Source organism: Streptomyces lycii (assembly GCF_009735685.1).
Taxonomy (GTDB): domain Bacteria; phylum Actinomycetota; class Actinomycetes; order Streptomycetales; family Streptomycetaceae; genus Streptomyces; species Streptomyces lycii.
On sequence record NZ_WHPN01000428.1, the window covers coordinates 22,826 to 45,690 of the forward strand.

The 22,865-nt window shown below is 73.3% G+C and carries 16 protein-coding genes and 5 tRNA genes; 10 read left to right on the forward strand and 11 right to left on the reverse strand.

The window, feature by feature from the left end:
• Positions 1–154 precede the first annotated feature (154 nt).
• Positions 155–1,297 (reverse strand): Leu/Phe/Val dehydrogenase, encoded by a 1,143-nt coding sequence (locus tag GCU69_RS31515; RefSeq protein WP_098753025.1) that lies wholly within the window; start codon positions 1,295–1,297, stop codon positions 155–157.
• Positions 1,298–1,529: 232 nt separating this feature from the next.
• On the opposite strand from GCU69_RS31515, the gene GCU69_RS31520 reads away from it, so the two are divergent.
• A complete protein-coding gene (locus GCU69_RS31520) occupies positions 1,530–2,552 on the forward strand; it encodes a hypothetical protein (protein ID WP_098753026.1) in 1,023 nt (340 codons plus the stop codon).
• A 611-nt stretch (positions 2,553–3,163) separates the two neighbouring features.
• Positions 3,164–3,370 carry a developmental transcriptional regulator BldC gene (gene bldC / locus GCU69_RS31530; protein WP_003949541.1) on the forward strand — a complete coding sequence of 69 codons (207 nt, stop codon included), beginning with the start codon at positions 3,164–3,166 and terminating at the stop codon, positions 3,368–3,370.
• A gap of 445 nt (positions 3,371–3,815) precedes the next feature.
• On the opposite strand, the gene GCU69_RS32915 is transcribed toward bldC, so the two are convergent.
• The 3 genes from GCU69_RS32915 to hrpA form a co-directional block, all read right to left on the reverse strand.
• Positions 3,816–3,992: a DUF6274 family protein gene (locus GCU69_RS32915; RefSeq protein ID WP_170315988.1), complete on the reverse strand. Its 177-nt coding sequence runs from the start codon at positions 3,990–3,992 to the stop codon at positions 3,816–3,818.
• A 588-nt stretch (positions 3,993–4,580) separates the two neighbouring features.
• Positions 4,581–4,655 (reverse strand) — tRNA-Asp (locus GCU69_RS31535).
• Between the two features lie 274 nt (positions 4,656–4,929).
• The gene (gene hrpA / locus GCU69_RS31540; RefSeq protein WP_156207905.1) at positions 4,930–8,979 is read right to left on the reverse strand and encodes an ATP-dependent RNA helicase HrpA; all 4,050 of its coding nucleotides are present in this window, start codon (positions 8,977–8,979) and stop codon (positions 4,930–4,932) included.
• 295 nt (positions 8,980–9,274) lie between these two features.
• Between hrpA and GCU69_RS31545 the strand changes: the two genes are divergently transcribed.
• Positions 9,275–10,357 (forward strand): hypothetical protein, encoded by a 1,083-nt coding sequence (locus tag GCU69_RS31545; protein ID WP_098753028.1) that lies wholly within the window; start codon positions 9,275–9,277, stop codon positions 10,355–10,357.
• Between the two features lie 138 nt (positions 10,358–10,495).
• Here the strand turns inward: GCU69_RS31545 and GCU69_RS31550 are convergent, their stop codons facing one another.
• The 5 genes from GCU69_RS31550 to GCU69_RS31570 all read right to left on the reverse strand — a co-directional run bounded on the left by GCU69_RS31550 (position 10,496) and on the right by GCU69_RS31570 (position 13,510).
• Positions 10,496–11,227, reverse strand: coding sequence for a sulfite exporter TauE/SafE family protein (locus tag GCU69_RS31550; RefSeq protein ID WP_257155784.1), 732 nt, complete (start codon positions 11,225–11,227; stop codon positions 10,496–10,498).
• A gap of 282 nt (positions 11,228–11,509) precedes the next feature.
• Positions 11,510–11,583 (reverse strand) — tRNA-Phe (locus GCU69_RS31555).
• 20 nt (positions 11,584–11,603) lie between these two features.
• Positions 11,604–11,678: transfer RNA gene (locus tag GCU69_RS31560), tRNA-Asp, on the reverse strand.
• Between the two features lie 42 nt (positions 11,679–11,720).
• Positions 11,721–11,793, reverse strand: a tRNA-Glu gene (locus GCU69_RS31565).
• Positions 11,794–11,875: 82 nt separating this feature from the next.
• The gene (locus GCU69_RS31570; RefSeq protein ID WP_235978829.1) at positions 11,876–13,510 is read right to left on the reverse strand and encodes a metallophosphoesterase family protein; all 1,635 of its coding nucleotides are present in this window, start codon (positions 13,508–13,510) and stop codon (positions 11,876–11,878) included.
• 492 nt (positions 13,511–14,002) lie between these two features.
• Here GCU69_RS31570 and GCU69_RS31575 point away from each other — a divergent pair, with 492 nt between their 5' ends.
• The 6 genes from GCU69_RS31575 to GCU69_RS31600 all read left to right on the forward strand — a co-directional run bounded on the left by GCU69_RS31575 (position 14,003) and on the right by GCU69_RS31600 (position 20,180).
• Positions 14,003–14,353 (forward strand): metallopeptidase family protein, encoded by a 351-nt coding sequence (locus GCU69_RS31575; protein ID WP_098753031.1) that lies wholly within the window; start codon positions 14,003–14,005, stop codon positions 14,351–14,353.
• Positions 14,350–15,435, forward strand: coding sequence for a FluC/FEX family fluoride channel (locus GCU69_RS34915; protein WP_156207906.1), 1,086 nt, complete (start codon positions 14,350–14,352; stop codon positions 15,433–15,435). Before GCU69_RS31575 ends, GCU69_RS34915 begins: the two co-directional genes overlap by 4 nt.
• Positions 15,432–15,806: a fluoride efflux transporter CrcB gene (gene crcB / locus GCU69_RS31585; protein ID WP_156207907.1), complete on the forward strand. Its 375-nt coding sequence runs from the start codon at positions 15,432–15,434 to the stop codon at positions 15,804–15,806. The genes GCU69_RS34915 and crcB overlap by 4 nt, the downstream gene beginning before the upstream one ends.
• A gap of 649 nt (positions 15,807–16,455) precedes the next feature.
• Positions 16,456–17,145 carry a hypothetical protein gene (locus GCU69_RS31590; RefSeq protein ID WP_176604691.1) on the forward strand — a complete coding sequence of 230 codons (690 nt, stop codon included), beginning with the start codon at positions 16,456–16,458 and terminating at the stop codon, positions 17,143–17,145.
• Between the two features lie 269 nt (positions 17,146–17,414).
• Positions 17,415–19,787 carry a DEAD/DEAH box helicase gene (locus GCU69_RS31595; RefSeq protein WP_098753032.1) on the forward strand — a complete coding sequence of 791 codons (2,373 nt, stop codon included), beginning with the start codon at positions 17,415–17,417 and terminating at the stop codon, positions 19,785–19,787.
• A gap of 320 nt (positions 19,788–20,107) precedes the next feature.
• Positions 20,108–20,180 (forward strand) — tRNA-Lys (locus GCU69_RS31600).
• A gap of 180 nt (positions 20,181–20,360) precedes the next feature.
• On the opposite strand, the gene GCU69_RS31605 is transcribed toward GCU69_RS31600, so the two are convergent.
• Positions 20,361–21,050 (reverse strand): potassium channel family protein, encoded by a 690-nt coding sequence (locus GCU69_RS31605; RefSeq protein ID WP_235978830.1) that lies wholly within the window; start codon positions 21,048–21,050, stop codon positions 20,361–20,363.
• A complete protein-coding gene (locus GCU69_RS31610; protein ID WP_098751758.1) occupies positions 21,043–22,386 on the reverse strand; it encodes a TrkH family potassium uptake protein in 1,344 nt (447 codons plus the stop codon). The genes GCU69_RS31605 and GCU69_RS31610 overlap by 8 nt, the downstream gene beginning before the upstream one ends.
• Positions 22,387–22,669: 283 nt before the next feature.
• Here GCU69_RS31610 and GCU69_RS31615 point away from each other — a divergent pair, with 283 nt between their 5' ends.
• Entirely contained in the window at positions 22,670–22,840 is a 171-nt protein-coding gene (locus GCU69_RS31615; protein WP_156207908.1) for a hypothetical protein, read from the forward strand.
• Positions 22,841–22,865: the final 25 nt, after the last annotated feature.

Here is a 22,865-nt window from a genome sequence, read left to right on the forward strand (position 1 = left end):
ACGGTACGTCGCCCACAGGACGTGCCACTCGGCAGGTGTCGTGAGGAGCCCTGTCCTCGCTGGTCAAGGCCAGATTTTAGCCTCTGGGCGGGATCGACCCGCCGACGGGGGGTGAGTCTTCTCTCGTCGGCGGGCCGTCCTGTCTTCTCGCAGGTCAGCGCGGGGCGTCCGACGTCCCGGCGGTACGGGCCCGGGCGATCCGCTGCTCGGCGAGCCGGTCGGCCGCCACGGCGGGCGGCACTCCGTCGGCCTGGGCGCGCTCGAATATGGCCAGCGTCGTGTCGTAGATCTTCGCAGCCTTGGCCTTCGCCCGGTCGAAGTCGAAGCCGTGCAGCTCGTCGGCGACCTGGATGACACCGCCGGCGTTCACGACGTAGTCGGGGGCGTAGAGGACACCCCGGTCGGCGAGGTCCTTCTCGACACCCGGGTGGGCGAGCTGGTTGTTCGCGGCCCCGCACACCACCTTGGCGGTCAGGGCGGGCACCGTGTCGTCGTTCAGCGCGCCGCCGAGTGCGCACGGAGCGTAGACGTCGAGCCCCGCCCGGATCAGTTCCTCGACATCGACGACGGCCTTGACCTGCGGATGCCGGGCCAGCACCCGGTCGACGCCCTCGGGCCGGACATCGGTGATCACGACGTGTGCGCCGTCTTCGACCAGATGGTCGACCAGATGGTGGCCGACCTTGCCGACGCCCGCCACCCCGACCGTGCGGCCCTTCAGGGTGGGCCCGCCCCAGAGGTGCGCCGCGCTCGCCCGCATGCCCTGGAAGACGCCGAAGGCGGTCAGCACGGAGGAGTCGCCGGCGCCGCCGCCCTCGGGGGAGCGGCCGGTGGTCCAGGGGTTCTCGCGGGCGACGACGTCCATGTCCGCGACGTAGGTGCCGACGTCACAGGCGGTGACGTAACGGCCGCCGAGCGAAGCCACGAAGCGGCCGTAGGCGAGGAGGAGCTGCTCGCTCTTGAGGCCGCCGTCGGCGACCGCCGCCGGATCCCCGATGATCACGGCCTTGCCGCCGCCGTGGTCCAGCCCGGCGAGGGCGTTCTTGTACGACATGCCGCGCGCGAGGTTGAGCGCGTCGCGGACGGCGGCCTCCTCCGGATTGTCCTCGGAGGCGTAGGCGTGGAAGCGGGTGCCGCCGAGGGCCGGGCCCAGGGCGGTCGAGTGGATGGCGATGACGGCCTTGAGGCCGCTCTCGCGGTCCTGGCAGAGCACGACCTGTTCGTGGCCGCCCTGCTCGGAGCGGAACAGCGTGGACAGCACGCCGAGATCGTCGGCGGTGTGGGACACGTCGGTCACGGTGGTGACTCCCGAAGTCGCGGAGGATGCCCTCCTGCGGGTGGGGAGGGCCGTTGGGCACAGCGTAGAACCTGCCGCGTCGCGGATCACCGTGCCGCCCGCGATCCGGACCGAAGGGCACTCGGAAGGGTCCGGTACGTAGGCTCTTGTGCCGTACGGGCCGGGGCCCGGGGCATGGGACGATCCGGACGGCCCGGGGACGGCCCCCGGCCGCTGACGGAGGAGTGAACGGGTGGGACAGGGGTCGTTGTTCGTCCCGTATGCGGCGTATCTACGGGTCTATGAACCGCTGGCGGCCTTCCCGCTCCAGGAACGCGGTCACTGGTCCGCGTACGCCGAGAGCGGCCACCGCCCGACGGCTCAGGACGAGCTGCGCCGGTCGCTGGGTGATCTGCTGCCCACCCCGCCGGTCGCGGTGCCGGTGCACGAGAGCCGGGACGCCTTCGTCCTTGAGAACGACGGGGTCACCTGCGTCTGCCCGTGGCGGACCCGGCTGCGCGGCTGGCAGGCGCTGGAGAGCCTGCCGGAGCTGCTGCCGGCGCCGGTGCTGGACGCGGTGCTGCCGCCGGTGGTGCGCCGCCAGGCGGCCGCCGACTACGAGCGCTGGATCGACGACAACCCGGACGCCCGGCCGTGGATCCGCACGGCGACCTGGCACGTGCCGGTGCGCTGGTTCGCGCTCTTCTCCGACGAGGAGCGGGAATACGTGCCGGGGCCGGGTGCCGGGAGCCCGGAGGCCGGCCGGCTCCCGGAGGCCGGGGGCGGCCCGGAAACCGGAGGAGGCCCGGAGGCCGCCGCGGGGGACGGGGGCGCGGAGGCGGACGGCGGCGCAGGCACCGGCCCGGGCGCCGGTGCGGGCGCGGACGCCGACGGTGAGGCGGTCGGCACGGACGGTGACGCCGCAGGTGGGGAGCCCGTACTCCGTTACCGAACCCCCATGGTCGAGGCCAGGCGCCGGGTGGCCAGGGGCCTTAAAGTGCTCCGTGACGCTCTCGAGGAGAGCCCGCTCATCGACGGTCTGGAGAACGTGGGCCGCTGGCTGGAGGAGTTCCACCCCCGCTCCCTGGTCGAGCTGGACTACGGCGGCCTGGTGCACACACTGGGCCACGACCAGCTGTCCGAGGACCACTCGGCCGCCGATGTCGCGGAGGGCCTGGAGGCCCTGCGCGGCGGCGACCCCGCCAAGGCGGGCGAGGTCTACCAGCGGCTCGTGGAGCGCTGGCGGGCGGTCCGGGAGCGCCAGTTCGCCAACTGACGGTGCCGGGCGGGTCGGCGGTGCCGCTGGCCGGGCCGCCGGGCGTGAGCGGTGGTGCCGGAGCCGCGGTGCGGGAGCCGCAATGCTGGAGCGGCGGTGCCGGGGCGTCGTGGTGGCCGTGTGACCGCTGTGGCCCCCGGGGCAGGTGATGTGCCCGAACGGCCACCAGAGGTCGGGTCGATCCGGGCCATTGCCGCAAGCGTGACGGAAAGCACCAAGCAGGGGTCTTGCCCTGATCCGCCTTCCACGTGCCAAAATGGGACAAGGAGTCCAACGCGGGCTCCTTCCGTCCAACTATGGGCGGATTGATCGTTAATTGCACTCCTTGGTGGGACTCATGGCCACTGGTTACGGTGTGACTGATCGTCACGGCGGGGTGACTGTCCGTTCTGGACCGGTCCATCGGCTTCCGTCGAGGTTGGGCACCTCGGAGGGCAATTCCATCGGTTTGGCCGACGTCGCTGGACAGATGGTGTAGTTGTAGTGCCGAGGACAAGCCGTTCGTCCTATTACCGACTCGGCCCGCGTCCGCCATTTCGGGCAACGTGGGTCAAGGTGCAGAATTTAGAGGAAAGAACCGTGATGGTTCGGTTCTCCCGAGGAGGCCGCTCATGACCGCTCGCACCCCTGATGCCGAGCCGCTGCTGACCCCGGCTGAGGTTGCCACGATGTTCCGCGTGGACCCGAAGACGGTCACCCGTTGGGCCAAGGCTGGCAAGCTCACGTCCATCCGCACGCTCGGAGGGCATCGGCGCTACCGCGAAGCGGAGGTCCGTGCACTGCTGGCGGGCATCCCGCAGCAGCGCAGCGAGGCCTGACAACCGCATAAATGGGCATTTCCGGGCCTCGGCCCGGCTCTGGCCCACACAGCTCGACACGACGGGAACCTGCCCCTACAGGCTCCGAGTCCTCTTCGCGGAGGAAGCGTCGTCGATCGCGCCGGACTCCGCCGGGTCCGGCGCGATCTTTCTTGTGCCCGTACGGCGGCCTCCGGGCCCGGTGCGGGCGCCTCGCGGGGCGCGGCCGCGGCCGTACCGCGGTGTGCCGGTGGTGCCTCGCCGGCCGTCCCGGGGGACCTCCGGGGTGTGCGGCGAGGGTCGGGAACCGGCCGTTCGGAGAGCCCTTCCGGGCAGTGCAATTGCACATATTAAATCGAGCTGTTGTAAGCGGGGTCTAAGTTCCCCCACTTGTAAAACTCATTCGGTGACACCCGTCACATGCCGCCGTGCTTGTCCGCTTCAACTGCCGTACGGTAATGGGCCATTACGGGCGTGACGGCTCCGGTGCGGCGGTCGTCGGGGGTTCGGCCTGCGCTTCCATGGCCAGGCGCAGCAGTCTGCGGCAGGCGGGACAGCGCCGGGTGAGATGGCGGTTGCCGACCGCGGCGGCCAGATGGGCGCGCAGCAGCGCCCTCGTCTCGTGCCTCGTGGACGTCGTCATATGCGTACCTCCCGGGCTCGGTACCGCATCCCCTGAAATCTGGGTACCCGCGGTACGTGCCGCCGTCAAGCGCCCGGACCGCGCGAAAGCCTGGAATTGGACGTTCCGCCCAGAGGGGGCGACCGCGCGGCGCGGCCTCCCGCCCGGCCGGAACACCGTTGCCGAGGGCGGGTCGTCGCCGGGGTGGGAGGTGGGCCCCCGAGGCTGGGGCCCCGGGACGTGCGTCACGGGTGGCAAGGGCGGGCGCGCCCGCGGCCGGAGCCCGGGAAACGCGCCAGAGGCCCGGCCGGGGTGCTCCCGAGGGCGGGGTGGGAAGTGCGCCCGGGGGCCCGGCGGGGAGTCCGGGGCGGGAGGGGGACTGCGCCCGAGGGCTGGCGGGGAGTGAGCCCGGGGACGGCGTGGGTGGTGCCCCGCGAGGGCGGGGCGGGGATGTGCGCCCCGGACCGGGAGGCGTGCCCGGGATCGCGGCTCGGGTCGTGTTCGCGCGCCCGGGTCCCTGGCCGCGTCCGGGGACGCCGGCGGTGCCGCCGGGTGCCGTCGGTGCAGCAGAACGGCCCGCCCCTGCTGGGGACGGGCCGTTCAACGATGCGGTCCTGACGGGATTTGAACCCGCGGCCTCCACCTTGACAGGGTGGCGAGCACTCCAAACTGCTCCACAGGACCAGGAGCCGCGCCGCGTTCGTCCCGGTCCGTTCCGACCGGCGCGTGCGCTGCGAAGACAGACTGTACAGCAGCTCAGGGCCGCCAGTCGAACCGAGGTGCGGCCGCCCCGGCCGGGCCTCCGGCGGCCCTTGCGGCGGCCCTCGCGGCGGTCCCCCCGGCCGGTCGCCGGGCCGGTACGGAACGCCGCGAACCGGCCGTCCGTGCCGCCCGCCGAGCCGCCTGCGGCCCGCCGAGCCGCCACGGGCCCGCGCGAGCCTGCGGAGCTGCCGCGAGCCTACGGAGCCGCCGCGTCGACGGCCTTCACGATGCGCTTGTCCGACACCGGATACGCGGTGCCGAGCGCGTGCGCGAAGTAGCTGACCCGCAATTCCTCGATCATCCAGCGGATCTCCCGTGCCTTCTCCGGCACCGGCCGGCCGGGCGGGAACTGCTCCAGCAGCCAGGCGTACTCGTCCTGCATCTCCTTGATCTTCGCCATCCGGCTCCGGTCCCGCTCGGCGTTGGCGGGCAGCTGCTGGAGCCGCCGGTCGGCCGCGACCAGGTAACGCATCAGGTCCGGCAGCCGCCGCACCCCGTGCTCCGTGACGAAGCCGGGCTTCACCAGGGCCGCCAACTGCTCCCTGACGTCCGACAGCGAGGCGGCGAGCACCGGGGAGGTGATGGAGCGCAGCCGCTGCTCGCACGCGTGCCAGGCGGCCAGCACCTCGCGGACCTTGCGCACGGCGTCCATCGTCGCGTCCACCAGGTCGGCGCGCACGGCGTCGTACAGCTTGCGGAAGGACTCCTCGTCCCAGGCCGGGCCGCCGCGGGCGGCGACGAGGCGGTCGGCGGCCGCGGTGACGCAGTCGTCGAAGAGCGCCTGGACGCTGCCGTGCGGATTGCGGGAGAGCGCCAGCTTCTGCCGGTTGTCGAGCTGGTCCTGCGCGAACTTGGCCGGATTCACGGGGACGTTCAGCAGGATCAGCCGGCGCGTGCCGCGCCACATCGCCTCGGCCTGCTCCGCCTCCGTGTCGAAGAGCCGTACGGCCACCGAGCTGCCCTCGTCGACCAGCGCGGGATACGCCTTGACGGGCTGTCCGCCGCGCCGGGTCTCGAAGGTGCGCGGCAGCGTTCCGAGCGTCCAGGAGGTGAGCCCGGTGCGCTGCACGGGCCCGGCGGCCGCGGCGCCGTCCTCCGCCGCGGCCCCGTCGCCCTGCTTCCCCGCGCGGGCCTCGAAGGAGCGGTCGAAGGCCTTGTTGATGGCGGCCTGGGTCTTCGGCCGGAGCCTGAGCTTGAGCGCCTCCAGGCTCTTGTCCTCGGCGATCTTGCGGCGACGCTCGTCCACCACCCGGAAGGTGATCTTCAGGTGGTCGGGGACCTTCGTCCAGTCCCAGTCCTCCGGGGCGATGGGGACGCCGACCATGCGCTGGAGTTCCCGGCCGAGCGCGGCCGTCAGCGGCTCCTGGCCGGGGACGGTGGTGCCGAGGAAGCGCTGGGCGTAGTTGGGCGCCGGTACGTAGTTGCGGCGTACGGGCTTGGGCAGCGAGCGGATCAGCTCGGTGACGAGGTTCTCCCGCAGGCCCGGGATCTGCCAGTCGAAGCCGTCCGGCGTGACCTGGTTGAGCACCTGGAGCGGGATGTGGACGGTCACGCCGTCCGCGTCCGTGCCCGGCTCGAACTGGTAGGTCACCCGGAACTTCAGCTTTCCCTGCCGCCAGGAGTCCGGGTAGTCGTCCTTGGTGACGGCTTCCGCCTGCTCGTTGATGAGCATCGACTTCTCGAAGTTGAGAAGCTCCGGCTCCTCCCGGCGCCGCTGCTTCCACCAGGAGTCGAAGTGCGCCCCGGACACGACGTGTTCGGGGATCACCCGGTCGTAGAAGTCGAACAGCGTCTCGTCGTCCACGAGGATGTCGCGGCGCCGGGCGCGGTGCTCCAGCTCCTCGACCTCGCTGAGCAGCTTGCGGTTGTCGTGGAAGAACTGGTGGTGGGTGCGCCAGTCGCCCTCGACCAGGGCGTTGCGGATGAACAGCTCGCGGGAGGTCTCCGGGTCGATCCGCCCGTAGTTGACCTTCCGCTGGGCGACGATCGGCACACCGTGGAGCGTGACCCGTTCGTACGCCATGACGGCGGCCTGTTTCTGCTCCCAGTGCGGTTCGCTGTAGGTGCGCTTGACCAGGTGCTGGGCGAGCGGTTCGACCCACTCCGGCTCGATCTTCGCGTTCACCCGGGCCCACAGCCGGGACGTCTCGACCAGCTCGGCGGACATGATCCAGCGCGGCGGCTTCTTGAACAGCCCGGAGCCCGGGAAGACCGCGAACTTCGCGCCGCGGGCGCCCAGGTACTCGTTCTTCGCGTCGGTGTCCTTGAGCCCGATGTGCGACAGCAGCCCGGCCAGCAGCGAGGCGTGGACCCGGTCGGCGGGCGCGTCCGGGCTGCTGCTGTCACCGAGCTGGATGCCCATGGTCTTCGCGACCTGGCGCAGCTGGGTGTAGATGTCCTGCCATTCCCGTATCCGCAGGTAGTTCAGGAACTCGGACCGGCACATGCGGCGGAACGCGGACGAGGACAGCGCCTTCTGCTGCTCGCGGACGTAACGCCAGAGGTTGAGGAAGGCGAGGAAGTCGGAGGTCTCGTCGCGGAAGCGGGCGTGCTGCTGGTCCGCCTGCTGCTGCTTGTCGGAGGGGCGCTCGCGCGGGTCCTGGATGGACAGCGCCGCGGCGATGACCATGACCTCGCGGACGCAGCCGTTCCGGTCGGCCTCCAGCACCATCCGGGCCAGCCGCGGGTCGACGGGCAGCTGGGACAGTTTGCGGCCGGTCTGCGTGAGCCGCTTCTTCCCGTCCTGGGCGGGGCCGGTCTTCTGCTTCGGGTCGAGCGCGCCCAGCTCCTCCAGCAGCTGCACGCCGTCCTTGATGTTGCGGCGGTCCGGCGGGTCGATGAAGGGGAACTTCTCGATGTCGCCGAGCCCGGCAGCCGTCATCTGGAGGATGACGGAGGCCAGGTTCGTGCGCAGGATCTCGGCGTCGGTGAACTCCGGGCGCGAGTCGAAGTCGTCCTCGGAGTACAGCCGCACGCAGATGCCGTCGGACGTACGGCCGCAGCGTCCCTTGCGCTGGTTGGCGCTGGCCTGCGAGACGGGCTCGATGGGCAGGCGCTGCACCTTGGTGCGGTGGCTGTAGCGGGAGATCCGGGCGAAGCCGGGGTCGATGACGTAACGGATGCCCGGGACGGTGAGGGACGTCTCGGCGACGTTCGTGGCCAGCACGATGCGCCGGCCGCTGTGACGCTGGAAGACGCGGTGCTGCTCGGCGTGCGACAGACGGGCGTAGAGCGGCAGCACCTCGGTGCCGCCCGCCGCGGCGCCGCCCGCGCCGGTGAGCCGCTTGTTCAGCGCGTCCGCCGTGTCGCGGATCTCCCGCTCGCCGGACAGGAAGACGAGTACGTCGCCCGGCCCCTCGCGCCGCAGCTCGTCGACGGCGTCGCAGATGGCGGTGACCTGGTCGCGGTCGGCGTCCTCCGAGCCCTCCTCCAGCAGCGGCCGGTAGCGGACCTCGACGGGATACGTACGCCCCGACACCTCGACGATCGGGGCCGGCTCGCCGTCCGGGCCGGCGAAGTGCCGGGCGAACCGCTCCGGGTCGATCGTCGCGGACGTGATCACGACCTTGAGATCGGGGCGCTTCGGCAGCAGCTGGGCGAGATAGCCCAGGATGAAGTCGATGTTGAGGCTGCGCTCGTGCGCCTCGTCGATGATGATCGTGTCGTACTGGCGCAGCTCGCGGTCCGTCTGGATCTCGGCGAGCAGGATGCCGTCCGTCATCAGCTTGACGTGGGTGTCCGGCCCGACCTGGTCGGTGAACCGCACCTTCCAGCCGACCGTCTCGCCGAGCGGGGTGCCCAGCTCCTCCGCGACGCGCTCGGCGACCGTGCGGGCGGCGATCCGGCGCGGCTGGGTGTGGCCGATCAGCCCCCGGACCCCGCGGCCCAGCTCCATGCAGATCTTCGGGATCTGCGTCGTCTTGCCGGAGCCCGTCTCACCGGCGACGATCACCACCTGGTGATCGCGGATCGCCGCCAGGATGTCGTCCTTCTTCCGGCTGACCGGCAGGGCCTCCGGATACGTGACGCGGGGCACGCCCGCCCGCCGCCGGGCGACCCGCGCCTCGGCCTGCTCGACCTCGGCGGCGATCTCGCCCAGCACGGTCTGCCGGGCCTCGGGCTTGCGGATCCGGCGCGCGCCGTCGAGCCGCCGGCCGAGCCGGTGCGCGTCGCGCAGCGTCAGCTCGTCCAGCCGGGCGCCCAGGTCTGCGAAGGCGGGGGATCCGGGGGGAGTGGAAGTAGACATACCGGCTCCAGGATCTCACCTCGCGGAACGGGCGGGCCAACGAATTCCTTCGCGGAGTGCCGCGGGTCACCGAGGGGAGACTTCGAGGGGCCTCGGGCGGGGACGGGAGGGCGGCCGTGGCCGGCCCGCGCGGGACGGCCGCGCGCACGCGCCGTACGGGTCCGTCGGTCCGGCCCGTGCGCGACGGCCGCGCACACGCGCCGTACGGGTCCGTCGGTCCGGCCCGTGCGCGACGGCCACGCGAACGGACCGCACGGGCTCGTCGGTCCGGCCCGCCCTGCATAGCGTGGCTGTCATGAGCCGAGACCCGGAGCAGCCCCAGCGCCGTGGGTCCGGACGCCGCCCGTCCGCCCGCGAACGGTGGCGGGCCTTCCGGGGGTCGCCCTTCTTCTCCGCCGCGGTGCTGGTGCTGATCATCGGCCTGGCCGCGGGCACCTTCGCCGGCTCCTACACGTACGCCATGGGGAACCCGGCGCCGCACAGCCTCGCGACCGCCGTGGCCGCCGCCGAGCCGGGGACCCGGGCGGCGGCCCGCCAGCAGGCGTTCATCGACGGCCTCGAACAGGCCCTCGGCACCACCCTCGACCTGCACCGCTACCGGACGTACGAGGAGGCCCGGGAGGCGGTCGACGACCAGCGGGTGTTCGCGGTGCTGCGGACGGCGGACGGCGGCAGGGTCCTGGACGTGGAGGTCGCGGGCGCGTCCGGGGCGTCCGTGGCCGAGGTGCTGGCGAAGGCCGCGCCCGAGGTCGGCAGGAAGATCGGTGTGCCGGTCGAGGTGCGGGACGTCAAACCGCTCCAGCCGGGCGACCCGCGCGGCCTCGTCCTCTTCTACATCTCCCTCGCCGCGGTGATCGTCGGCTTCGTCGGCGCGATCCAGCTCAGCGTCCACGCCCGCGACCTCAACCCGGGCGAACGCATCGCCACCACGGCCGCGTACGCCCTGCTCGGCGGCCTGGCGATCACGGTGACGGTGGATTCGCTGCTGAACGCCGTGGACCTGCCCTTCGCGGAGTCGTGGCTGATCCTGGCGCTCACGATGTTCACCTCCGGCATGGTGTTCACGATGTTCAACGCCGTCATCGGGCGGTGGGCCATGCTGCCCACCTGGGGGCTGATGGTGATCATCGGCAACCCGTCCTCGGGCGGTGCCGTCTCCTGGCCGCTGCTCCCCTCCCTGCTGGGCCACATCGGGCGCTGGCTGCCGCCGGGGGCGTCGGTGGGCGCCCAGCACTCGGCGGTCTACTTCTCCGGCCACCAGAACGTGATGCCGTATCTGGTGCTGTCCGGCTGGGCGGTGCTGTCGTGCACGGTCTTCTGGATCTGGCGGCACCGCCACCCGGGCGGGCGGCCACGGGCGGGCGACGGGACCGGGTGACCCCGGCGGTGCGGTGCGCCCGGGGCACCGGTTCGGGAGCCGCCACTCGGTACGCGGCCAGGGCAGCGGCCGCACGCGCCGCCCGGCCGGGGCCGGGGCGTACATTCCCCACCGCCCGGGTCCGCGGCCGTACGCGGCTCACAGCCCGACGAGCCCCTTGGCCATGGTCGTGACCCCTCCGCCGAGCGCCAGCAGCAGGACGACCAGCCGCGCCCGCCGCTCCGAGATCCGGGCCGCGAGCGCCCTGCCGGCGACCGCGCCGCCCGCGATCCCGGCGGCGGTCAGCAGCCAGGAGGGGGCGGTGAGCTGCGGCACGCCCTTGGCGGCGACGGAGAAGACGTTCACCACGAGCCCGTAGAAGAGGGCGTTCGACGTGAACTGGCGCGCCGTCCACTCCGCGTTCACGGCGTACAGCGACAGCGCGGGGCCGCCGACCCCGGCGGAGGAGTTCATGAACCCGCTCGCGGCACCGGCGGCGACCGCACCCCCGGTGCCGCGCAGCGAGGCCACGCGGGCCCCGCGCATCACGAGCAGCACGGCCACGCTGACCAGGGCGCCCATCCCCGTGAGCAGCACCGGCTCGGGCAGCAGCCCGGCGATCAGGGCGCCGAGCGGGACGGTGCAGGCGGACGCGCAGACGAGCGGGACCATGGCGCGCAGCCGCACCTGACGCCAGTGGCTGGCCAGCCCGACGGCGCTGATCACCCCGGCGGCGCAGTTCGCCAGCGTCACGCCCTCGCCCGGCCCGAGCAGCAGCACCAGCGCGGGCACGGAGACGAGCCCGAACCCGATCCCGGACATCCGCTGCACGGAGGACCCGACCAGCACGACGCCGCCGAGCAGCAGGGCGGCGATCCAGGCGCTGGTCACGGGGCGGCTCCTCGGCGTGGTGCTGGTGGGTCCGGCAGGGGGCCCCGGGGCCGGTCCCGCCGTACTCATGGTCGCCGGACGGTTCCCCGGACACCGCCCCGGCCCCCCGGCCCCCCGCACCCGCCGGTCCGGGCTCGGAGGACGACGGCCGGCTCGACCGGTGCGCTGACTGGCGGCGTTCGGCGTTCGGCGTTCGACGTCCGACACGGCCGTCCGGAGCGGACGGCACGAAAAAGCCCCCTCCGAGGAATCCGGAGAGGGCTTGCCCTGATCGGGCGAAGGTGGCTGGGGCCGGGGTCGAACCGGCGACCTTCCGCTTTTCAGGCGGACGCTCGTACCAACTGAGCTACCCAGCCGCGCAGCACTACGGCTGCTGCGGTCCTGACGGGATTTGAACCCGCGGCCTCCACCTTGACAGGGTGGCGAGCACTCCAAACTGCTCCACAGGACCAAGCTCGTGCGAGCACCAGTCTCGCACATGCAGGGTGTTGCGTGCCCCCAACGGGATTCGAACCCGTGCTACCGCCTTGAAAGGGCGGCGTCCTGGGCCACTAGACGATGAGGGCTGATGGCCCACCTGGGCGCTTGTGGGGCGCCGTCGGGGACGTGAGAAGCATATGGGATGCGGAAGGGGATCGCCAAAACGGTTTACCCGGAGGTCGTCGGGGTGGGCGCCGGAGAGGCGTCCGGAGCGGTCTCCCGGGGCGGGCCGGAGCCGCCCGGAGCGGTGGACGAACCGGACGGGGACGGGGTTCCGCCGGGGGAGTTCTCCTTCGGGAGACGGCGGCTGACCTCGGCCGTCGACAGCCCGAGCCCGCCGAGCGTGATCTCGTCCCAGGCCTGGAGCCGCCGCGTGTCGCGGTCCAGGTAGAGCACGGACGCCTGGATGTCGTCGGGCTCGTCGCCCTCCACGGCGCGCAGCCCGCTGCCGCCCGTCGAGCCCTGGACCATCAGCCGGGTGCCGCCGTCCAGGGTGTGCGTCTTGCGGTTGTGGGTGTGGCCGGCGAGGACGAGGGGGACGGTGCCGGCGGTTTCGCGGGCCGCCTCCGGGTTGTGCGCGACGGCGATGTCGACGGGTTCGCCGGCCGCCTTCTCGGCGCGGATCGCGGCGGCCAGCTCCCGGCCCGCCGCCCGCTCCTCGTCGTCGCCGGACGGCTTGACCGAGCGGTCCGGCGTGAACTGCGGGTCCCCGATGCCGGCGATGCGCAGCCCGGCGACGTTCACCGGTTCGCCGTCGTCGAGGACGTGGACGCCCTTGCGTCGTTCGAGCGACTCCTGGGTCTCCTCGGAGTCGTGGTTGCCGCGCGCCCACACATAGGGGGCGCCGAGGTCGGAAACCGGGTCCAGGAAGCCGTTCTCGGCGGCGGTGCCGTGGTCCATGGTGTCGCCGGAGTCGATGATCACGTCGATCTCGTACTGCTCGACGAGCGACTCGATGATGTGCCAGGCCGCCGGGTTCAGATGGATGTCGGAGACGTGCAGGACACGCATGGTGGTCGGGTCCGGCTGGTACGTCGGCAGGGTCGCGGTCGCGTCGTACAGCTTGGTGACGTTGGTCACCAGACGGGCCAACTCCTGCTGGTAGACGTCGAAGTCGCTGACGATGTTGCGCGCGCTGCCGACGACGCTGGGGGCGCTGCTCAGCAGGCCGGAGAACTTCGGCTCCAGCACGGACTTCGGGTTCCAGGTCGCGTACGCGGCGACGCCGGAGGCCGCCAGGAGCGCGAGCGCCAGTCCGCCCGCTGCGGCCGCGCGCCGTGGGCGCCGGTACACGGCCAGGCCGAGCGCCGTGGCGCCGGACACGACCGCGACGACGGACCGTACGGCCAGATCGGTGGTGCCGGCGGTGACGTCGCCGGTGATCTCCTCCTGCAGGCCGGCGATCCGCTCGGGGTGGTTGACCAGGGCCTGGGAGCGCTCGGGGTTGAGTTGGTCCACGTCGACGTCGAGGCGCAGCGGCGCGGCGTGGCTCCGCAGTTCGAGTGCGCCGAGCGGAGAAACGTTGATTTTCGTGCCGCCGGAGAAGGACGGGCGCAGCGTCATCCGGGTGTCCATCGGGCCGACCGGTGTCCGGACGCTGCCGACGATCAGCAGTCCGAGCCAGGCGCCGATCAGCACCACGCAGACGAGGCCGAAGGCACGCGCGTAGGGGTGGGCGCGGGGGGCGAGCGAGTCCGGGATGTGCGGCGGGAGCAGCGAGGTGCGGCGGGCGGTGAGCGGGGTGCCGGCGCGTCCGCCCGGGGTGGGCATGCGGAAACGGCGGCGGAGCGGTTCGCGTGCCATTGCTGCCGTATGCCCGGGCCGGGCGATCACTATGCGGCCGGTCGGAGAAGCCCGCCGCGGGGGCGGAGCCACCCGGAGTAAGCGCGGAACGAGGGCGGTGCGGCCGAGGGATGGGGGCGGGTGCGGCGGAGGTACGGCGGCGGTGCGGCACGGGGCCCGGCCGGAACCCGGCGGATCCGGCGGCGGCGGCAGAGGTCCGGCGGGGGCCGGGCCGAGGACGGGTGGGGGTCCGGCCGGGGCCCGGTCGAGGCTCGGCCGAGGTCGGGTGGAGGCCCGGCTGGGATCCGGCGGTCGTGCGGCGGTTGTGCGGCGTCGGAGTGGCGGCGTCGTGGCCGGTGCCGGGGGAGTGTCGTGGCCGGCTCGTGGTCGGCCCGAGGCGAGCGGCGTGGCGAGTGGCGTGGCGGGTGCCGGGGGTGGTGCGGTGGCGGGCGCGTTGGTGGTGCGGTGGCGGAGCGAGGGGCGTGGGAGGGGCGCGTGCAGCACAATGGCCGCGTGTTGGAGATGACGCGCGAGGAGTTCGAGGAACTGGTCGCCGAGGCGCTGGACCGCATCCCGCCGGAGCTGACGCGGCTGATGGACAACGTCGCCGTGTTCGTGGAGGACGAGCCGCCCGCCGACGATCCCGAGTTGCTGGGGCTCTACGAGGGGACGCCGCTGACCGAGCGGGGGGAGTGGTACGCGGGCGTGCTGCCGGACCGGATCACCATCTACCGGGGGCCGACTCTGCGGATGTGCGAGACCCGCGAGGACGTGGTGGCCGAGTCGGAGGTGACCGTGGTCCACGAGATCGCGCACCACTTCGGCATCGACGACGAGCGGCTGCACGCGCTCGGTTACGGATGAGCGGCGGGCCGGAGGGCGGGGAGAGCGACGGGGCGGACGGCGGGGAGGTCCGTGACGGTGACGGCTGTGGCGGTGGCGGAAACGGCGGCGGCGGAAACGGCGGCAGCGGCAGCGGCGTCGGCGGAAACGGCGGTGGAAGTGGCGGGGACGGTTCCGGTCGCGACGGTTCCGGTCGCGGGGGCTCCGTCGCGCGGCACGGTGCCGGCGGCGTCGCGGCCGGGGCGCGGCGTCACGGCCGCGGCGGGGGCGCCCACGGGGCCGTCGACGCCGGTGAGGCCGTGGACCCCGATGTCGATCTCCGCGTACCGGCGCAGCGGGCGGAGGCCTCCGGCCGGGGTGCGTGGCGGGTCCTCGCAGCGGTGGCCGCGGGAGGCGCCGCCGGGGCCGCGGCGCGGTACGGGCTGACATCGGCGTGGCCGGTGCCGGGGGGCGGCTTCCCGTGGCCGGTCCTCGTCGTGAACGTCACCGGGTGCGCCCTCATCGGAGTGCTGATGGTGCTGGTGAGCGAGGGGCCCGCGATTCCTGCCCGGGCGGCGGGAGCGCCGACGGCGGACGCCCCGAGAAGCCGCGTACGGAAAAGCCGCGTACGGACGAGCCGCGTGCGGGAGCGGGGCGTACGCGAGGGGCGCGTGCCGAAGCGGGACGCGCGGGACCGGGACGCGCGGGACCGGGACGTACGAAATCGTGAGGTGCGGGACCGGGGCGTACGGGACCGGGGCCGGGAGTCGGGCGTACCGGAGGGCCGAGTCCCGGGGCACCGCGCGCGGGAGGTACCGGAGGGCCGCGTACCGGCGGACGGCTGTGCGGCGCGGGGCGGGCGGGCCGGTGCGGGGCCGCATCCGCTGTGGCGGCCGTTCCTCGGGACCGGTGTGCTCGGCGGGTACACCACCTTCTCCACCTACGCCGTGGACATCCGCACCCTGTTGGTGGACGGCGCTCCGGGCACGGCGGCGGCGTACGCGGCGGGCACCCTGTTCGCGGCGCTCGCCGCGGTGTGGGCCGCGGTGCTGCTCACCCGCGGCGCGGTGCGGCGGTACGAGGCGGGGGCCGCGCGCCGCCCCGCGGTGCCGGAGGCGCGGTGAACTGGCTGCTGGTGCTGATCGGGGGCGCCGTCGGCGCTCCGCTGCGTTATCTGGCCGACCGCGCGGTGCAGGCCCGGCACGCCTCGCTGTTCCCCTGGGGGACGTTCACCGTCAACGCCGCCGGCAGTCTGCTGCTCGGGACGCTCACCGGCGCCGCGGCGTCCGGAGCGGCCCCGCCGGAGATGCGCCTGCTGCTCGGCACCGGGTTGTGCGGCGCCCTGACGACGTATTCGACGTTCTCGTACGAGACGCTGCGGCTGGCGGAACGCGGGCATCCACTGGCCGCCGCCGCGAACGCCCTGGGGTCGCTCCCGATCGGACTGGGAGCGGTCTGGGCGGGAGCGGCCCTGGCTGAGGGCCTGTTGGGCTGACGGCGAACGGCCTCCATGGCGCACGGCGCACAGCGCACGCCGCACAGCGCACGCCGCACAGCGCACGCCGCACAGCGCACAGCGCACAGCGCACGGCGAACGGCGATGTGCGGTGGCGCGCGGCGGTCACGGCGGTGCACTGCGTCCCGACGTCCCGACGTCCCGACGTCCCGACGTCCCCGATGTCCCGGCGGCGTGTGCTGCGCGGCGTTGTCCGGTGGCGCGCGGCGGTTACGGCGTTACGGGGGCGCCCGGGGGCTGGGCGGCGGTGCACCGGGTCACAGGGTGCACGCTGACGCGCCGACACGGTACGGAACCGGACTCGTCCCCGGAACCGGTGCCCGCCCCGGTCCCAGCTCCGTGCCCTGTGCCCCGTGCCCCGTGCCCCGTGCCCCGTGCCCTGTGCCCCGTGCCCTATGCCCCGTGCCCCGTGTCCCGTGTCCCGTGTCCCGTGCCCTGTGCCCCGTGCCCCTGTGTCCCGCATGCCGACCCGCGTCGTGCGGGGCGTGTGGCGGCGGCCCCGGAACCGGTGCCCGACCGGCCCGTGCGGACTCGCGTCCCTGCGGGGCGTGTCCTGCGCCGCCCGGCGGGAGTTGTGCACGGCGGAGCTTCCGCCAGTCCCCGTCCTCGTACCCCGGAGGTGCCCTCCGTGCGCCCGCTCGCCATCCCTGTCCCACACCGCCCGCGCCCCCGCCGTGACCCCGGCGACGCCGCCGGGGGCGCCCCCGCGGCCCGTACCGCCCCCGTCGTCCGCACCGTGGCCGGGGCGGCCGTCCGGGCGCCGTTGCGGGCGGCCGCCGCGCTTCTCGTCGTCGCCGCCGCGAGCGGCTGCATGAGCGTGGGGGACGACACGGTCGCCCCGAAGCCGCAGGGTTCGGCCGGGCAGCGCGACGGCGGTACGGAGCCGGACGGCGGCCTGGGCGGGGCCGCGGGCGACGCGGCCCCCGGCGCGCGGTCGGCCGACGGCGAGCGGGCGGGCCAGCGGAACGGCCCGGACGGCCGGGCGGGCGAGCGGGACGGCGGGAAGCGGGAGAAGGACGGGAAGCCGGAGGGGCGCACACCCGCCGGGAAGACGGCGGGCGGCGGGGACGGGAGGCCGGGCCCGCGTCCCGGCGACGACCCGCGGCCGACCGAGCCCGGGCCGGGCCCGACGCGGGCGACCCCGGACCCGGAACCCACCCGGCCCGACCCGCGGCCCGAGCCGGAGCCCGAGCCCTCGACCTCGAAGCCGGAGCCCGACCCGGACCCGTCCGGAGGGCCGCCGTCCTCACCGGAGGATGTGAGTTCCGCCACCAGCCGGACGGAGTCCGCCCCGCTGTCGTACCCGCCGTTCGTCTGACCTGCGGGATGCCCGCGCCCTGTGCGCCCCACTACCCCGGCCGGCGCCGGGACGGGCGGCAAGTGATTTGCGCGGGGAGTCCCGGGGTGCGTATGGTGATAGATCGTTTGACCCCATTGCCCGGCGCTTGATTTTCCTCTCCGAATGAGAGGGCGAAACGCGCCGCGAGGCGCGTTCCTGTACCGAGCCGTGGCTGACCGCATCGAGGCGGCGTATGCACACACGGAGTTTGGGCGCGTGCCGAGACTCCGAGAGGTTTTGCATTTCGCATGTCCATTTCTGCTTCTGACCGCGCCGTCATGCCCGAGAGCGCGGAGACCGTCGACGCCCTCCTGACCGGGACGCCCGAGGGCGTCACCGCCGACGAGGCCGCCGGCACCACGGCCACCACCGACACCGCGGCTTCCGAGGCCGCCGGCACCACTGGCACCACCGGCACCACGGCTTCCGTGACCGGTGCGACCGCTGAGACCGGTGAGACCACTGAGACCGGCGACGCCGGTGCGGCCGACGCGGCCGCCGACGGCGCTCCCGAGGTGACCTTCGGCGACCTCGGCCTCGCCGAGCAGCTCGTCCGCAAGCTCTCCCAGAACGGCGTCAGCACGCCCTTCCCGATCCAGGCCGCGACCATCCCGGACGCCCTGGCCGGCAAGGACATCCTCGGCCGCGGCCGTACCGGCTCCGGCAAGACGCTGTCCTTCGGCCTGCCTCTGCTGACCCGGCTCGCCGGGGGCCGCACCGAGAAGAAGCACCCGCGCGGTCTGATCCTCACCCCGACCCGTGAGCTGGCGATGCAGGTCGCCGACGCGCTCCAGCCGTACGGCGACGTCCTCGGCCTCAAGATGAAGGTCGTCTGCGGCGGTACGTCGATGGGCAACCAGATCTACGCCCTGGAGCGCGGCGTCGACATCCTCGTCGCCACTCCCGGCCGGCTGCGCGACATCATCGACCGGAAGGCCGCCTCGCTCGACAAGGTCGAGGTCGCCGTCCTCGACGAGGCCGACCAGATGGCCGACATGGGCTTCCTGCCCGAGGTCACCGAGATCCTCAACCTGGTGCCGGCGGGCGGCCAGCGGCTGCTGTTCTCCGCGACGCTGGAGAACGAGATCGACTCCCTCGTCAAGCGCTACCTGGTCGACCCGGTCACGCACGAGGTGGACGCGGCGCAGGGCGCGGTCACGACCATGTCCCACCACGTCCTCGTCGTGAAGCCGAAGGACAAGGCGCCGGTGACGGCCGCGATCGCCGCCCGCAAGGGCCGCACGATCATCTTCGTGCGGACCCAGATGGGCGCCGACCGGGTCGCGGAGCAGCTCGTGGACGCCGGGGTGCGCGCGGACGCGCTGCACGGCGGCATGACGCAGGGCGCCCGCACCCGGGTGCTGTCCGACTTCAAGGACGGCTACGTCAACTGCCTGGTCGCCACGGACGTCGCCGCGCGCGGCATCCACGTCGACGACATCGACCTGGTGCTGAACGTCGACCCGGCCGGTGACCACAAGGACTACCTGCACCGCTCCGGCCGTACGGCCCGTGCGGGCCGCAGCGGCACGGTCGTGTCGCTGGCCCTGCCGCACCAGCGCAAGCAGATCTTCCGGCTGATGGAGGACGCGGGCGTCGACGCCTCGCGCCACGTCGTCGGCGGCGCGGGCGCGTTCGACGAGGACGTCGCCAAGATCACCGGCGCGCGTTCGCTCACCGAGGTGCAGGCCGAGTCGGCCGGCAACTCCGCCAAGCAGGCCGAGCGGGAGGTGCTGGAACTCACCAAGCAGCTGGAGCGGGCGCAGCGCCGCGCGAGCGAGCTGCGCGGCGAGGCCGACCGGCTGCTGGCCCGCGCCGCGCGTGAGCGGGGCGAGGACCCGGAGGCGGCCGTGGCCGCTGCCGCGGAGGCCGCGGTGGCCGCCGCCGAGGCGGAAGCGGCCGAGGCCGCGGCTTCGGCTCCGGCGCAGGCTTCCGGTCCGGACCGGCGGGACGAGCGGGGCAACTTCGACCGCCGCGACCACCGTCGTGACGAGCGTTCGGGTGGTTACGGCGGCGGGCGTTCGTACGAGCGCCGTGACGACCGTTCCGGTGGCGGTTCGGGTGGCTACGGCCGTGACCGGCGGGACGACCGCCGGGAGGAGCGTCCGGGCTTCCGTCGTGACGACCGTTCCGGCGGCGGCTACAACCGCGACCGCCGCGACGACCGTTCCGGCGGCGGCACGGGTGGCGGCTTCAACCGCGACCGTCGTGACGAGCGTTCGGGTGGTTACGGCGGCGGGCGTTCGTACGAGCGCCGTGACGACCGTTCCGGTGGCGGTTCGGGTGGCTACGGCCGCGACCGGCGGGACGACCGCCGGGAGGAGCGCCCCGGCTTCCGCCGCGACGACCGGTCCGGCGGCGGCACGGGTGGCGGCTTCAACCGCGACCGCCGCGACGACCGCGGTGGCTTCGGCGGCGGCCGTTCCTTCGAGCGCCGCGACCACAACCACCGTGGCGGTGACCGCCCGCACAACCGCGACCGCCGCGACGACCGCCCGTTCAACCGTGACCGCCGCGACGAGCGTCCCGCCCGCCGCGACGACCACCGCGGCGGCAGCAACACCGGCGGCCGTTCCTTCGACCGCCGCACCGAGAAGCCGCGCTGGAAGCGCAACGGCTGACGGCAGCGGCAACACTTGAGGCCGCCCGGCCGCCCGGCCGCCCGGAGCGGCTCGAGTCGCGGGGCCCGTACGACATCGTCGTGCGGGCCCCGCGTCCGTTCGCGCGGGCCGCGTGTCCGTTCGCGTAGGCCGCGCCGTCGGCGTCCGCGCCGCCCGTACGGCTTCCGCGTCCCGCCTGCCCGTACGTGTGCCGTGTCCGCGCGTCCGGCCACCGGGCGGGGCGGGCCGGGTCCGGCGGGGCCCGCCGCGGCGGGTGACCCGGGGGATACCCGATCGGTTAAGGCCACGGGTGCGACTATGCTCGGGGGAGCACGACCGGCGGGCCGTTAGCTCAATTGGCAGAGCAGTGGACTTTTAATCCATTGGTTGTGGGTTCGAGTCCCACACGGCCTACGAGGAAGGCCCAGTTCAGAGTCATTCTGGACTGGGCCTCACGCACGTTCAGGGCGGGGCGGCGTCTCCGCTCTGCCGCTCGCGCCCCGACCGGTCTCGGCCGGTCGGGGCGCTTCGTCGTCCGCCGCCGCGCTGCCGCCGGTCAGCCCGCCCGGCCCGCCCGTCCTACGGCACCCCCGCTCACTGCAGTTCGCTGAAGCGTTCGGTCTGGCGGGTGCGGCCGGCGACGATGATCGTGTCACCGGCCTCGATCACGGTGTCGGCGGTCGCGTACGTGAAGTCCTCGCCGAGCCGTTTGATCGCGACGACCGTGATGCCGTGGCGGGTGCGTACGGCGCTGTCGGCCAGGCGTCTGCCGACGAGGTCCGCGGGCGGTGTCGTCTTCGCCATGGCGAAGTCGTCCTCGAATTCGATGTAGTCCAGCATCCTGCCGCGCACGAGATGCGCGACGCGCCGGCCCATGTCGTGCTCCGGGTAGACCACGTGCCGCACGCCGAGTTGGGAGAGGATCCGGCCGTGGGCCTCGCTGATCGCCTTGGCCCACACGTCCTGGATGCCGAAGGACACCAGCAGGGAGGCTGTGAGGATGCTGGCCTCCAGGTCGCTGCCGATGGCGACGACGGCGCGGTCGAACTCGTGGACGGCCAGCTGGCGCAGGGCGGACTCGTTGGTGGAGTCGGCGCGCACCACATGGGTCAGTGAGCCGGACAGCAGCTGGACGACCTCGGGGTTCTCGTCGATGCCGAGGACCTCGGTGTCCTCGTCGACCAGTTCCAGGGCGAGGGAGCGCCCGAAGCGGCCCAGGCCGATGACCGCGACGGAGTCCTTGTGGGCGATGCGGCGGGGTTTGGGGCTGCGGTTCCTAGCCAATGACGGGTCGCTCCTCCGGCAGGTCGTACATGCGAACGCGTTGGCGCAGGGCCAGCGCCGACGCCACGGTGATCGGGCCCAGCCGGCCGATGAACATCAGCGCGGTCAGCAGGACCTGTTCCGAGGCGGGCAGGTCGCCGGTGATGCCGGTGGACAGCCCGACGGTGGCGAAGGCGGAGATGACTTCGAACAGGGACCGGTCGAGGTTGATGTCGGTGAACACCATGAAGACCACGGTGGAGGTCACCACGGCGGCCACCGACAGCAGCACCACGGTCAGGGCCTGGCGCTGGGTGTCGCCGTGCAGGCGCCGGTTGAAGATGTTCACCGCGCCCTCGCCGCGGACCTCGGCGTATATGACGAAGAACAGCACCGCGAAGGTGGTGACCTTGATACCGCCCGCGGTGCCCGCGCTGGCTCCGCCGACGAACATCAGCACGTCCGTGCCCAGCCAGCTCGCGGGGTTCATCTGGCCGATGTCGATGCTGTTGAACCCGGCCGTACGGGGCATGACGCCCTGGAAGAACCCGGCGAGCAGCTTCCCCGGGACGTTCAGCGGACCCAGGGTCGCCGGGTTGGTCCACTCGACGGCGGTGATGAACACGGTGCCGCCGGCCAGGAAGGCCCCGCTCGCCCAGACCACGATCTTGGTGTGCAGCGACCAGGCCCGCGGCCTGCGCCAGCGGCGGCGCAGTTCGAACAGTACGGGGAAGCCCAGACCGCCGGCGATCACCGCGAGCGCGACGGGCAGACAGATCCAGGGGTCGGTGACGAACCCCATGAGGCTGTCGGAGTAGAGGGCGAATCCGGCGTTGTTGAACGCCGAGACCGCGTGGAAGACGCCCAGCCAGAGCGCCCTCGGCCACGGCTCGTCGTAACCCGCGCCGAAGCGGAGCGTCAGCGCCAGCGCGGTGACCGCCTCCAGCAGCAGGCTGACCCTGACCACGCCTGCGACGACCGACCGTACGTCTCCCAGCCCGAGTGTCTTGGTCTCCGCGGCCGCCGTCAGCCGGGCCCGCAGCCCCATCCGGTGGGAGATCAGCAGACCGAGCAGGGAGGCGAAGGTCATGATGCCGAAGCCGCCGAGCTGGATCAGCGCGAGGATCACGACTTGGCCGAACCCGCTCCAGTAGACGGGGGTGTCGACCACGACCAGCCCCGTCACGCACACCGCCGAGGTCGAGGTGAACAGGGCCTCCAGCAGGTCCGCGCCGCCCGGGCCGGACCTGGCGACCGGAAGCATCAGCAGTCCCGTGCCGGCCGCGATCGCCGTGGCGAACCCGGCGACCACGGCCTGCGCCGGGTGCCGCACCCGGGGCAGGGGCCGGGTCACCACAACGGCCTCACCCTGGCGGCCGGGGCATCGGACAGTTCTTCGACCTTTCGCACCGGACGACGATAGCCACCGAAACGGGCGACTACCGTCATTCCATACGCGCGTCTAACGCGCGTCCGGCGCACGGACCGCGGCCCCGGAGCGCCCGGCGCCCTACAGTCGGTGACATGCCTCACGGGAGCCCCTCAGCCGGCGGCGACCGGTGCCGCACCGTGCCGTGCCCGCCGTGCCCGCAGCGTTCGCTGCGCCCGCCGTGCCCGCCGCGTCGCCGGGGACCGGACGCGTGAGGACACCCAGGGGAGACCTGGGCGTCCGGCGCTCGGTCCATCTGCTGACGGTGACCGCCGCGACCCTGATCGCGGCCGGGGCCCTCCTCCGCGCCATGTGGCTCATCGGGATCGGCGCGTGGGTTCTGATCAGCGCCTTTCTGATCGAGATGATCTACCGGCCCTGACGGGCAACAGCCGGTGAACAGTGGT

Bases quoted from the DNA above. Each gene is read 5' to 3' on its own strand.
- GCU69_RS31545 (WP_098753028.1), top strand. From the start codon at position 9,275: ATGAGCCGAGACCCGGAGCAGCCCCAGCGCCGTGGGTCCGGACGCCGC.
- GCU69_RS32915 (WP_170315988.1), bottom strand. From the start codon at position 3,992: ATGACGACGTCCACGAGGCACGAGACGAGGGCGCTGCTGCGCGCCCAT.
- GCU69_RS31595 (WP_098753032.1), top strand. From the start codon at position 17,415: ATGTCCATTTCTGCTTCTGACCGCGCCGTCATGCCCGAGAGCGCGGAG.
- hrpA (WP_156207905.1), bottom strand. From the start codon at position 8,979: ATGTCTACTTCCACTCCCCCCGGATCCCCCGCCTTCGCAGACCTGGGC.
- bldC (WP_003949541.1), top strand. From the start codon at position 3,164: ATGACCGCTCGCACCCCTGATGCCGAGCCGCTGCTGACCCCGGCTGAG.
- GCU69_RS34915 (WP_156207906.1), top strand. From the start codon at position 14,350: ATGAGCGGCGGGCCGGAGGGCGGGGAGAGCGACGGGGCGGACGGCGGG.
- GCU69_RS31570 (WP_235978829.1), bottom strand. From the start codon at position 13,510: ATGGCACGCGAACCGCTCCGCCGCCGTTTCCGCATGCCCACCCCGGGC.